Below are 12,718 nucleotides of genomic sequence, written 5' to 3' on the forward strand. Positions count from 1 at the left end.
CAGACCGCGCCGTCCGCAGGACGACGGTTCCACTTTCGTTCGAAAGGTGGCCATGGCCGTGCCTACGAAGACCACATCGGAGCCGGGCTCGTCGGAACTGCCCAGCTACCCGATCCCCCGTGAGTGTCCGTACCACCCGTCGCCGGAGACCGCACGCCTGCGTGAGCCCGGACCGGTCTCGAAGGTGCGGCTCTACGACGGCAAGGTCGCCTGGTTCATCACCGGGCCGGCGGAGGCCCGTGCCCTGCTCGCCGACCGCCGGGTCTCCAACCGCTCGGACTTCCCCAACTATCCGGTGATGGACGAGCGCCACACCCGGATGCGGGCCACCCGGGAGATGGCGAAGGAGGAGGAGGGCGGCTTTGCCGGCGCCCTGTTCGGGGTGGACCCGCCGGAGCACACCCGGCAGCGGCAGATGCTCGTGCCGCGCTTCACCGTGCGGCGGGTGGCGGTGCTGCGCCCGGAGATCGAGCGCATCGTCGAGGAGTGCCTGGACACCCTGCTCGACGAGGGCCCTCCGGGTGACCTGGTGTCCACGTTCTCCACTCCGGTGCCGACCCGTGTGGTCTGCGCCTACCTCGGAGTGCCGTACGCCGACCGTGCCATCTTCGAGCCGCTCACCCGCGACCTGTTCGAGCCGGAGCGCGCCGACGACGCGATGGAGTGGCTGACCACGTACCTGACCGGCCTGGTCGAGACGCGGCAGTCGCAACCGGCCACCGGCCTTATCGACGACCTGATCGCCGGCCAGGTCTCCAAGGGCACCCTGACCCCCAAGGAGCTGGTCTCCTTCGCGATGGCGATCCTGGTCGCCGGCACCATCACCACGTCGAGCATCATCGGGCTGGGCACCCTCGCCCTGTTGGAGAACCCGGGCCAGTACCAGCGCCTGGTGGCCGATCCCGACCTGGTGCCCGGAGCGGTCGAGGAGATGCTGCGCCACATCTCACTCGTGGAGCAGCTCGCCCGGGTGGCCACCGAGGACATCGAGATCGGCGGCCACGTCATCCGGGCCGGTGACGGCATCCTCGTCAGCTTCGCGGGGGCCAACCTGGACCCGAGCGTCACCAGCCACCCCGGAGTCCTCGACGTCACCCGGCCGCCGTCGAACCACCTCGCCTTCAGTTTCGGCATCCACCACTGCCTGGGGCACAACCTGGCCCGGTTGGAGCTGGACATCGCGTTCCGCGCGCTTGTCCGACGGCTGCCCAACCTGCGGCTCGCGGTGCCGGCCGCACAGATCCCCACCTTCCAGAGCGGGGACGTCGAGCGCCTGGCGTGCCTGCCCGTCGTCTGGTGAACCGCACTGCCCGGCCGCCGGAGGAGCCTCCGGCGGCCTGCTCATCCCGCCGCAGTCACCGAGGAGACCGATGCACAACCCAGACGGCGCAGTCGCGCTGAGCACAGAGGTGTTCGCCAACCCGTTGGCGCTGCTCACCGAGTTGGGTGAGCGGCGACCCGTCCACCGGGTGACCCTGCCGGACGGGATGCCGTCCGTCCTGGTCACCGGAAACCGCGAGGCTCGGGAGGCGTTGTCCGACCCCAGGCTGGTGCGCAGCATCGACGCCGCCGATCCGGAGCTGCACAAATACCACCCGCTGGCCAGTGACGACTATCCGCTCTCCCGGCACATGCTCTTCGCGGACCCGCCAGACCACGCCCGGCTGCGACGGCTGGTGTCCAAGGCGTTCACGCGGCGCCGCGTGGAGCAGATGAAGCCGCGGATCCAGGAGATCACCGACCGGCTGCTCGACGAGGTGATCGCGCGGGGGGAGGCGGACCTCGTCCGGGACCTCGCCCTGCCGCTACCGATCGCGGTGATCAGCGAGATGCTCGGCGTGCCGTACGAGGACCGCGCCGAGTTCGAACACCACGCGGAGACGCTCACCGGCATCAACGCCTCGGCGAGCTTCGACTCGATCATCGCGGCGGGCACCTGGTTCGACAGGTACCTCAGCGACCTGGTCGAGCTGCGCCGCGCGGATCCCCGCGACGACCTGATCTCGGCCATGATCGCCGCTCAGGAGCAGGGTGACCGGCTCAGCGACCTGGAGTTGCGCTCCAACGCGCTGCTGCTGCTCAGCGCGGGCTTCGAGACGACTGTCAACCTGGTCGCCAACGGTCTGCTCGCGCTGCTGCGGCACCCCGAGGCGGCCGAACTGCTGCGGACCACGCCGGCGCTGATGCCCAACGCCGTCGACGAGCTGCTGCGCTACGACAGCCCGGTGTCCTGCGTGACGTACCACTTCGCGCGGGAGCGACTCGAGATCGGCGGTTTCGAGATCCACCCCGGCGAGCACGTGGTCATCGCCGCAGCGATGGCCAACCACGACCCGTCGGTCTTCGCCGACCCGGGCCGGCTCGACGTGCGCCGGGAGAACAAGGGGCAGATCCTCAGCTTCAGCCACGGCATCCACTTCTGCCTCGGTGCGCCGCTCGCCAAACTGGAGGGTGAGGTGGCGTTCGAGACGGTGCTGCGGCGGCTGGAGGGCCTCGCGCTCGCCGTGCCGGCGGACGACCTGACGTGGAAGGCCAGCTTCGTGCTGCACCGCCTGGAGCGGCTGCCGGTGACCTTCACGCCTCGACCCTGAGCGCCCGCCCTCAACACCCCCGCGATCTTGCACTTTCTGCCTGGACCAAAGCCCCGAACCGGGACGAATCAGGGACCGAAAGTGCAAGATCGCGGGTGGGCAGGGGGGGGTTAGCGGCCGTTGTCGTGACGGCCTAGGTGGGCTAGGAGTCGGGCCTGCTCGTCGGCGGCGGCCGGCGGCGGCACTGCTGGGCCGAAGCCGAACCGGACCTCGTCCTCGCCGACAAGCTCGATCGTGCGCCAGAGGTGGTCGATGTCGGCCGGGTCGACGCGCGCCCGGAATCCGAGGGCACGAGCCAGGTCCCAGTGGTGCACCACCAGCTCCATGCCTATCGCCCGGTCCACGACCTCGGCGTACGTCCAGTCGCCCAGTCGTCCGCCGACCCGCGTGCCGGCGACCTCGGGGTCGGTGAGCGCAGCGCGTACCTGTTGCTGGATGGCGTTCCACGCGCCGAGCGGGTCCTCGGTCACAGGCGGCACGACCGGCGGCGGCGCCCCGGCGCGTCCGAGGTGGATGGTGTTCATCTCGGCCACGTGGGTCACCAGATCGCGCACGGTCCAGTCACCGCAGGGTGTCGGGCCGTCCCAGCCGGCGTCCGGCACCGTCGCGGCCGTCCGGGCGAACGCGTCGAAGCGGCGCAGGTACCGATCCACGACCTCGTCCATCGCGGCACTATAGGACGTGCCGGCCGCGTAACGGTCTCGCACACGCCGGTGCCCGACAGCGGCGGGGACAGCCACTGCCGGGCACCGGGGATCGGGGCGGGTCAGCTGGGGTTGACCTTGCCGGCCTCGACGTCCAATCGGGACAGCACGTCCACGATCGCGGCGGACGCCCGCTTGGCCTGCTGGTCGTCGAGGACCAGCGGCGGGGACAGCACGAGGGTCGGGCCGTAGTTGCGGGTGATGACGCGGTGGTTCTCGTACAGCTCGTCGGCGACGGCCAGCGCGAGGTCCGGCGCGACGGGCTCCCGCGTCTCGGGGTTGCTGACCAGCTCAATGCCGACGGTCGCGCCCTCGACGCGCACCTCGCCGACAGCGGGCAGGGCCGCGGCTGGCGCCAGGCCCGCCCGCATCCAGTCACCGATCTCCAACGACCGCTTCAGCAGCCCTTCGTTCTCCAGCAGGTCCAGGTTGGCAAGCGCCACCGCGCAGGCCGTGGGGTGACCGGAGTAGGTGTGGCCGTGGAAGAAGCTGGCCTCCCCGGCGGCCATGACGTCGGCCACCCCGTCGCGCATCAGCACCGCGCCCAGCGGCAGGTAGCCGCTGGTGAGGCCCTTGGCGGTGACGATGATGTCCGCGTCCATGCCACGGTCGGCGGAGTCGAACCAGGTGCCGGTACGACCGAACGCCGTGATCACCTCGTCGGCGATCAACAGGATGCCGTAGCCGCGAAGCAGCTCGCGCACACGCGGCCAGTAGTCGGCGGGCGGGGCGATGACGCCGCCACCGCCGAGGATCGGCTCGCCGATCATCGCGGCGACGTTCTCCGGCCCGAGCCGCTCGATCGTCGCCTCCAGCTCCCGCAGCAGGAAGGCGGTCGGGTCCTCGCCGCCGTACATCTCGCTGTGGTACGGGTACGGCGGGGTGACCTTTTCCACGTGCGGCAGGTTCGGGCCGACACCGATCTGCATGTCCGGGATGCCGGTCGCGGTGCCGCCGCCGAGGGTGGCGCCGTGGTAGCCGAAGTGCCGGGCGATGATCCAGTTGCGCTCGGTCTGCCCGCGCCGGTGGTGGTAGAGCCGCGCCAGCTTGATGGCGGTGTCCACGCCCTCGGAGCCGCCGGAGGTGTAGAAGACCCGGTTGATGTCGCCCGGTGCCAGGTCGGCCAGCCGCTGGGCGAGCAGCGCGGACTTGTCGTTGCCGAACTCGAAGAAGCTGGTGAAGTGGGCCAGCTCGGTGATCTGCGCGGCGGCCGCCTCGGCCAGCTCCCGGCGACCGTGGCCGACCTGGGCGACCCAGATGCCGCCACCGAGCATGTCAAGGAGCTCCCGGCCCTCGGCGTCCCACACGGTGGAGCCGACGCCCCGCACCATCATCCGGCGGAACGGCCGCTTGTCACGCTGGTGCGAGTGCAGGACGTAGCGCTTGTCCAGCTCCCCCAGGTCGGCACCGGACACGGCGCGCCCGGCTCTGGTCGTAGAAATCGTCACGTGACTACTCCCTCGTTGCAGACGATGCGGGCTTCGCGGTACGTGGTGGGGACGGCCGACAGGCGGCGATCCACTGTGTCCACCACCGCACCTGTTCCTCGAGGCGTGGGCGGCCGGGCGTACCTGCGCCCTACCGGTGGACTCCCCGAAACAATGGCAGCCGCAGGCGGCCAGAACATCTTCGGCCGTGCGCAACGCCCCGCATGGGTCACGTCGTGGTGCCGGGTCACGAAATAAGCACTCTGGAAGATGCCGACAAGCCGGACCACTGCTTACCGTACGCGTTCGAGGTATTAAGTGGTGGCGGGCCGCAGAAACAGCTGTCGACCACCCATTTCGCTCATGAATCAGCGGCGCGAACGAATTTGAAGCCGCATTTACCAGGATGGGGGAGAACATGCCCGTACGGGGCGGAAAGATTTCCGCGGTGATGGCCGCGGTGATGCTGGTGTTGGTGGCTGGGTGTGGGGACGGCAACTCGGCCGGCACCGACGCCAAGGCCGAGACGCCGGCCCCGGCGACGCCGAAGGCGCCCGCCGACCTCAAGGACCTGCTGACCAACCCGCACGACGACGCCAGCAAGGACGAGGTGCTGACCTTCGACTTCAAGCAGGTGGCGGAGAAGTCACTGCTGGCGCCCCCGAAGGGGATGGCCTTCACTCCGGACTCCTGCGTCAACTACGTGACCATCGGCGACGCGGCCGGCACCCCGCTACAGACCGCGGCGCCGGCAACCATCGCCGGCCTGAACGGGTTCATGCAGTTCAACACCGCCAGCCCGGTGGGCAAGGACCACAACCTGGGCCACGACAACTTCTTCGCGCACTTCGTGGTCGAGCTGCCGGAGGGGCCGAAGCTGGACGCCATGCACAAGGCGGCGACCGCCTGCAACAACGGCGACATCACGCTGGACGGCAAGACCCCGGGCAAGCTCAGCAACGTCAACTTCGAGACGCCATCGCTGGCCGGCGCCGAGGTCAAGGGCCTGGTCCAGCGGATCACGTTCCCGCCGCAGAAGGACGCGGCGGGCACCAAGATCCTTGAGACGTACTACGGCGGCGTCGAGCCCAACGGTGGGATCGACCGCTTCAAGCACATCGTGATGGTGGTGATGGGCAACGTGCTCTACTACGGCATCGTCACCGACATCGAAACGGCGAACAAGATGGCGGCGAACTTCCACCGGTTGGCCACCGCGCGCGGCATCGTCTGAGCTACGCACTTCCGTGCCCACGCCCGTTCCGGGCGTGGGCACGGTCGTGTTTGCGGCGCGAGGAGTCCTCCGCCATGAACGAAAGACCGGGGCAACACAGAAGATGCCCTCCCCCGCCGCCTAATGCCACCATTACGTTGTGGCCGATTAGAAGAAGACCGGTCGGCAGAACGTTTTTCGCCAGCTGGTCCGGCATCATTTGTCGGCGGCTATGAAGCGGCATTGGCGGAGTGTGAGAAGCACCAATCACGATTCCCCACCGCTGACAGTTTCCCCGGTTTCGCTCGACAGGCAGGAGAGGTTAGCCGTGGGTTCCGAAATTGGAAATCGCGTGGTGGTGCTCGGCGGGAGCATCACGGCGCTGTTCGCCGCCAGCGCGCTCAGCGAAGGCTATCGAGAGGTCGTCATTGTCGATCGCGACGACATGGTCGACGTCTGGGACGCGCGCCGAGGCGCACCGCAGGGCCGTCACATCAACGGCCTCATCGCCCGCGGCTCCCGGGCCATGGAAGACCTGTTCCCCGAGATCACCGCCCAGATGGTCACCGCCGGATGCCCGCTGACCGACCTGGCCGGCACTGTCAAGTGGTACATGAACGGCAGGCCACTGGCCCAGACCCGGGCCGGCCTGACCTGCGTCGCGGCCCGACGGCCGATCATGGAGGGACACGTGCGGCGGCGCGTCGCCGCGCTGAAGAACGTGACCTTCATGGAGCGCACCGACATCACCGGCCTGGTGTTCAGCTCGGACAAGTCCCGGGTCATCGGGGCGCGGGTGCAGCGCCAGGGCGAGGGCAACAGCGAGGAGATCCTCACCGCCGACCTCGTCGTCGACGCCACCGGCCGGGGGTCGCGCACCCCGGTCTGGCTGGAGGCGCAGGGCTACCAGCGCGTGCCCGAGGAGGGCACGAAGATCGGGCTCGGCTACGTCACCCGGCACTACAAGCTGCGGCACGACCCGTTCGGCACCAGCCACTCGATCATCTCGGTGGCGTCGGCGGACAACCCCCGGGGCGCCATCTTCACCAAGTCCGACGGCGGCAGGGTAGAGCTGACCACGTACGGCATCATGGGCGACCACCCGCCCACCGACCCGGAGGGCTTCAACCAGTTCGTCAAGTCGCTGTCCGCCCCGGAGATCTACGAGGGCATCTCCGACGCCGAGCCGCTCGACGACCCGGTGCTGTTCAAGTTCCCCACCACGCTGCGCCGGCGCTACGAGCTGATGTCCCGCTTCCCCGACGGCCTGCTGGTGCTCGGCGACGCGGTCTGCACCCCGAACCCGGTGTTCGCCCAGGCGCAGACCCTTGCCGCGTTGCAGGCGCTGGCGCTGCGGGACCTGCTGCGCTCGGGTCAGGCCCCACAGGCCAAGGACTTCATGCGTACGGTCGGGCGGATCATCGACCCGGCCTGGGAGATGACCGAGGCGATCAACCTCAGCTTCCCCGACGTCGAGGGCAAGCGCACCCGCAAGGTGCTGATGCTGCACGCGTACATGAAGCGACTGCACATGGCGGCCACCAAGGACGCGAGCCTCACCGAGGCGTTCATGCGCTCCGCCGGTCTGGTCGACCCGCTGGAGGCCCTGCTGCGCCCGGCCGTGGTGTGGCGGGTGATGCGTCACTCGCGTGCCGAGATGCCGCTGTTCGGCGGGCGGTTCTGACCCGCCGGTCACCCCGGCACCTGTCGTCCTCCCGGCCGACAGACGACGGCACGATGGACCTCGCCCCCACCGGGGGGCGAGGTCCTTCCGTCGTCATGGCGGCTCGCGTGTCGAACCAACCCCGACGGTCGCCGCTAGCACGTATCCTCCGACGAGGCGTCGACCGGGACGCCCCGGCCCTGGCGCGCCCGGCTACGTACCCGGCCGCCCCGCCGGCCGCCAGCGACAGCTCGCCCGAGGGGGACCATGACCACCCGCAAGCCCAGCGAAGCCCGCATCCGGACCCGGATGGCCCGCACCGGCGAGAGCTACCCGACCGCGCGTGCCGAGCTGTCCGGTGCCCGGACAGCGCCGCGGCCGGTGACCGACGCCGGCTGGGCGCTACGCGGTGGGCTGCACGCCGAGACCTCCAACGTGACGAACATGCTCACCCACCTGGGCGCCGGCTCCAGCGACGCGGAGCTGACCGAGGCGATGCTGCTCGGCGTCGGTGGTGGCCTCGGGGCCGGCTACATGCTCTGGGAGATCAAGGGGCAGACCCCGAACCTCTTCCTGGGATTCCGCTACCGGTGGACCTTCCACGACTGGGCCGAGCGCACAATGGACCGGCTCGGCGTGGGCTACCAGGTGAAGACGACAGGCAGCAGCAAGTCCGCGTCCACCGCGCTGCACGAGCAGCTCGCCGACGGCACCCCGGTCATGATCGCGCCGGACCGGCAGCTGGTCGGCTACTGGCACCTGCCCCCGGAGCCCGCGCTGGCCGGCCGTGGCCGTCCGGTCTTCTCCGGCGCCCGGCGCAGTCCCGTGGTGGCGTACGCGGTCACCGACGACGGCATCCGGGTCGACGACCGCAACCTCGCCCCGCTCACCGTCGACGCGGACACCCTCGCCGACGCGCGGGCCCGGGTCAGCTCCACCAAGAACCGCATGATCGTCGTGGACTCGGTGCCGGAGACACTCCCACTGGCCGACGCGGTGCGCGCCGGCATCGCCGACTGCGTGGCGCACCTGGACGCCAAGGCCGCCACCGTCGCGTTGCCGGCGTGGAGCAAGTGGAGCCGACTGGTCACCGATCCCCGCAACGCCAAGGGCTGGCCCAAGCTGTACGGCAAGGCGGGGATGGTCACCACGCTGCTGTCGGTCTGGGAGCACGTCGAACCGGCCGGGCTCACCGGCGGCAACCTGCGCGGCCTCTACGCCGACTTCCTGGACGAGGCGGCGCCCCTGCTCGGCGACTCCGCCGACGCGGCGGCCGACGCGGCGCGGCTGTTCCGCGACTCCGCGCGGCTGTGGCACGACGTGGCCGAGACGGCGCTGCCCTGGGACGTCCCCGAGTACGCCCGGCTCCGGGAGTTGGTCGCCACCATCTCCGCCGGTGTCGCGGCCGGCGACTCCGCCGTCGCCGAACGCGCCGAGGCCGCCGACACGCTGTGGGACCTGATCGGCGAGTACGACCGCAAGCTCCCCGCCGAGCCGGACCTGGCCCGGCTGTCCGAGCAGATCCAGGCGGTCTACGACACCGAGCGCGAGGCGGTCGGGGCGCTGCGCCACGTGCTGAGGTGAGCCCTCACCTGTCGCGCAGCACGTCGCGCAGCCCGCGCAGGTCCTCGAAGGAGTCGAGGTCGTCGACAAGCCAGCCGTTGAGGTCGTACTCCCCCAGGCACTTGTCGACGAACGCCTTGTAGCTGTCCAGCTCGCCACCGATGATCTGGGCGTTGAGCAGCTCGACCCGGGTGTTCTCGTGGTTGCCCGCGTAGTTGCGCTCGTACAGCTCGTGCCGGCCACCGAACTCGGAGCCGACCGCGTCCCAGAGCAGCTTCATGATCTTGACGCGTTCGACCGCCTCGACCCCGCCCGAGCCACGAACGTACTTGTCGAGATAGGGGCGCAGGTCGGGGTTGGCGAAGTCCTCGGCGCTGGAGTTGACGTAGATGAGGCCGCTTGCCACGTCCTGCATGATGATCTCCCGGACGCGGGCGTAGCCGACCTGCATGAACCAGCGGTACGCCATTCCGTACGCCGGATTGGGCAGGACCGCGCCGTTGTGCCACGGCACCGGGTTGCGGGCGGCCGCATCGGAGAGCCCCCAGAACAGGTTGCGCCACGCGAGCACCTCCCCCAGCCTGCTCTGCACGCCCCGGAAGTCGGACGTTCCCGTGGTGTCCAGGGCCTTGGCCAGCAGGCCGGCGATGAATTCGAGCTTGACGGCGAGGCGCGTGCAGCCGTGGAAGGTGAAGCGCTCGGTGAAGCCGGACTTGCCGGCGAACATCTGCACCTTGCCGAGGTCGCCGTAGATGAACACGTTCTCCCAGGGGATGAGGACCTTGTCCAGCACCAGGATGGTGTCGTTCTCGTCCAGCCGTGACGAGAGCGGATAGTCGAACGGGCTGCCCATGACCGCGGCGGTGGCCGAGTAGGACGGTCGGCAGATCAGCTTCATCCCGGGGGCGTCCATCGGCACGGTCGCGACGAGGGCGAACTCCCGCTTGCGGACCGGCAGGCCGTAGTGGGCCAGGAAGTTGTGGTGGGTCAACGCCGACGCGGTGGCGACCACCTTCGCGCCGCTGACGATCACCCCGGCGTCGGTCTCCCGTTCCACGTGGATGAAGACGTCGGCGACCTCGTCCGGCGGCCGGGACCGGTCCACCGGCGGGTGCACGATTGCGTGGTTCCAGTAGAGGACCTTCTCCTGCGCCTCCCGGTACCAGCGGCGGGCGTTGTCGGCGAACGGCTCGTAGAAGTCGGCGTTGGCGCCGAGCGTGCCGAGGAACGAGGCCTTGTAGTCCGGGCTGCGCCCCATCCAGCCGTAGCTCAACCGGGCCCACGCGGCGATGGCCCGCTGGTCGGCGACGAGGTCCTCGGCGCTGTGCGGCGTGGTGAAGAACCGGTGCGTCCAGCCCTCGCTGCCGGTGTCGGTGGGCGTGGTCAGCACCGGACGGGCCCGTGGATCGTGCAGGGCGTCGTAGAGCCGGGCGGTCATCCGTACCGGATTGTGGAAGGCGGGGTGCCGGGTGACGTCCCGTACCCGGTCGCCGTAGAGGTAGATCTCCCGACCGTCCCGCAGCGACTCGACGTACTCGTCGCCGGTCATCGGGCGGGTCCGGCGGACGTCGGCCGTCGGTCGGTCTGCCAACTCGGTCATGGGTCGCCTTTCGCCGGGCCGGGCAGGCCATCGGGTCCGATCGGACCGGGCAGCCGTCACGCCGGCCTGGCCCGCATTCAGCATGGTGAGCGCCGGAGGCTGGGACAAGGCGGTACGCGGCACAGCGCAACCGGGAAGACGCCGGGCCGTGGCGGCCTCCGCCCGGACCCCTCGTGACACGGCAGCCCATAGAGCGATGACTTTTTCGGGGCGCTGCCGTCTCAACAGTGAGCCGCGGGACAGCGCGGCCGTAATCGAGAGGACCAAGAGCATGACAACAGTCGACGGGCAGGGGGGCGCAGCCGCCACCCCGGCCGTGGCTCCTCGGGCCACCCGGCGGGAGTGGTTCGCCCTGGCCGTGATGTGCCTGCCCACCATGTTGACGACGGTGGACCTCAACGTCATGTTCCTGGCGTTGCCACACGTCACCGCGGACCTGGGGGCGAGCAGCACCGAGCAGCTGTGGATCTCGGACATCTACGCCTTCCTGATCGCCGGTTTCCTGGTCACCATGGGCACGCTGGGCGACCGGGTCGGGCGTAAGAAGGTCCTGCTGTTCGGCGGCGCGGCGTTCCTCGCGGCGTCGCTGCTTGCCGCGTTCGCGACCTCGACGATCGTCCTGATCATCGCCCGCGCGCTGCTCGGCGTGGCCGGCGCGACGCTGATCCCGTCGATCCTCGCCCTGCTGCGGACCATGTTCAAGGACCCGAAGCAGATGGGCGCCGCCATGGGCGTCTGGGGCACGTCCCTGATGGCCGGTGTGGTGCTCGGCCCGGTGGTCGGCGGCCTGATGCTGGGCGCCTTCTGGTGGGGCTCGGTGTTCCTGCTCGCCGTCCCGATCATGGGCCTGCTGCTGCTCGCCGGCCCGGCGCTGATCCCCGAGTCCAAGGACCCGAGCGCTGGCCGTCTGGACCTGTTCAGCGTGGCGCTGTCGCTGCTGGCCATCCTGCCGTTCGTCTACGGCCTCAAGGAGCTGGCGCGCGACGGCTGGGCGCCGGTGCCGCTGATCTCCCTGGTGGCGGGGCTGGTCTTCCTCGTCGTCTTCCTGCGTCGACAGGCCCACCTGACCCACCCGCTGCTCGACCTGAGCCTGTTCAAGATCCGCGCGCTCTCGACGGCCCTGACGATGGCCCTGATGATCGCCTTCGTCATGGGCGGCGCCGGTCTGATGGGCAGCCTCTACATGCAGATGGTCGAGGGCCTCACCCCGGTGCGGGTCGGCACGCTGCTGCTGATCCCGTCCGTCGTAATGATCGTCGTGGGCAACCTGGCGCCGGCGATCGCCCGCAAGGTCCGACCCGCCTACGTGCTCGCCGGTGGCTCCCTGATCGCGGCGCTCGGCATGGTGGTGCTGACCCAGGTGGGCAGCACCGCCGGGTTGACCACCCTGCTTGTCGGTCTCGGGATCGTCTACGTCGGTGGTGCCTCCATCGGCCCGATGACCCCGTTCCTGGTGATGTCGTCCACGCCGCCGGAGAAGGCCGGCGCCGCCGGTTCGCTCTCCTCGGCCGTCGGCGAGCTGGGCGTCGCCCTGGGTGTGGCAATCCTCGGCCTCATCGGCACCGCTACCTACCGGGGTCAGGTGAGCGTTCCGGCCGACCTGCCGGCGGACGCGGCGGCCACCGCCAAGGAGAGCATCGCCGGCGCCAACGTGGTGGCCGAGCAGGTCGGCGGCTCGCCCGCCGGCGCGCTGCTCGACTCGGCCCGGGAGGCGTTCACCAGCGGCCTGAACACCGTCGCGCTGGTCTGCGTGTTCCTCTTCGTCGCCCTGGCCGTCGTGGCGTTCTTCGGGCTGCGGCACGTGCCGTCGCTCGGTGACATGCCGATGCCCGGCATGCCTCCGAAGGAGACGGAGCCCACCTCGGACGCCGCAGTCCCGGCGCAGCCGGTGCACTGAGCCACCGCGTCGCCGATCCACCGCGGCCGCTCCGGTCACCCCTCGCGGGGGCCGGAGCGG

General features: G+C 70.1%; 9 protein-coding genes. 6 read left to right on the plus strand and 3 right to left on the minus strand.

Annotated features, from left to right (window positions below; all coding sequences use genetic code 11):
• The first annotated feature begins 52 nt into the window (after window positions 1-52).
• Together ACFY2Q_RS16670 and ACFY2Q_RS16675 are read left to right on the plus strand one after the other, a co-directional pair.
• A complete protein-coding gene (locus ACFY2Q_RS16670) occupies window positions 53-1,300 on the plus strand; it encodes a cytochrome P450 (protein ID WP_387131028.1) in 1,248 nt (415 codons plus the stop codon).
• Between the two features lie 70 nt (window positions 1,301-1,370).
• Window positions 1,371-2,591 carry a cytochrome P450 gene (locus ACFY2Q_RS16675; protein WP_387131029.1) on the plus strand — a complete coding sequence of 407 codons (1,221 nt, stop codon included), beginning with the start codon at window positions 1,371-1,373 and terminating at the stop codon, window positions 2,589-2,591.
• Window positions 2,592-2,701: 110 nt separating this feature from the next.
• On the opposite strand, the gene ACFY2Q_RS16680 is transcribed toward ACFY2Q_RS16675, so the two are convergent.
• Complete coding sequence (locus tag ACFY2Q_RS16680; protein WP_387131030.1) at window positions 2,702-3,256, minus strand: TIGR03086 family metal-binding protein; 555 nt, start codon at window positions 3,254-3,256, stop codon at window positions 2,702-2,704.
• Window positions 3,257-3,357: 101 nt separating this feature from the next.
• On the minus strand, window positions 3,358-4,743 hold the full coding sequence (locus tag ACFY2Q_RS16685) for an aspartate aminotransferase family protein (protein ID WP_387131031.1): 1,386 nt from the start codon (window positions 4,741-4,743) through the stop codon (window positions 3,358-3,360).
• 397 nt (window positions 4,744-5,140) lie between these two features.
• On the opposite strand from ACFY2Q_RS16685, the gene ACFY2Q_RS16690 reads away from it, so the two are divergent.
• The 3 genes from ACFY2Q_RS16690 to ACFY2Q_RS16700 all read left to right on the plus strand — a co-directional run bounded on the left by ACFY2Q_RS16690 (window position 5,141) and on the right by ACFY2Q_RS16700 (window position 9,182).
• A complete protein-coding gene (locus ACFY2Q_RS16690) occupies window positions 5,141-5,956 on the plus strand; it encodes a hypothetical protein (protein WP_387131033.1) in 816 nt (271 codons plus the stop codon).
• A 307-nt stretch (window positions 5,957-6,263) separates the two neighbouring features.
• Window positions 6,264-7,619 (plus strand): FAD-dependent oxidoreductase, encoded by a 1,356-nt coding sequence (locus ACFY2Q_RS16695; protein ID WP_387131034.1) that lies wholly within the window; start codon window positions 6,264-6,266, stop codon window positions 7,617-7,619.
• Window positions 7,620-7,865: 246 nt separating this feature from the next.
• A complete protein-coding gene (locus ACFY2Q_RS16700; protein ID WP_387131036.1) occupies window positions 7,866-9,182 on the plus strand; it encodes a DUF4872 domain-containing protein in 1,317 nt (438 codons plus the stop codon).
• A gap of 4 nt (window positions 9,183-9,186) precedes the next feature.
• Here the strand turns inward: ACFY2Q_RS16700 and ACFY2Q_RS16705 are convergent, their stop codons facing one another.
• Window positions 9,187-10,761, minus strand: a complete 1,575-nt coding sequence (locus ACFY2Q_RS16705) for a 4-hydroxyphenylacetate 3-hydroxylase family protein (RefSeq protein WP_387131038.1) — start codon at window positions 10,759-10,761, stop codon at window positions 9,187-9,189.
• Window positions 10,762-11,032: 271 nt separating this feature from the next.
• Between ACFY2Q_RS16705 and ACFY2Q_RS16710 the strand changes: the two genes are divergently transcribed.
• Complete coding sequence (locus tag ACFY2Q_RS16710; RefSeq protein WP_387131040.1) at window positions 11,033-12,658, plus strand: MFS transporter; 1,626 nt, start codon at window positions 11,033-11,035, stop codon at window positions 12,656-12,658.
• Window positions 12,659-12,718 lie beyond the last annotated feature (60 nt).

Origin of the sequence: Micromonospora sp. NPDC000316 (assembly GCF_042898885.1) — a bacterium.
Taxonomy (GTDB): Bacteria; Actinomycetota; Actinomycetes; order Mycobacteriales; family Micromonosporaceae; genus Micromonospora.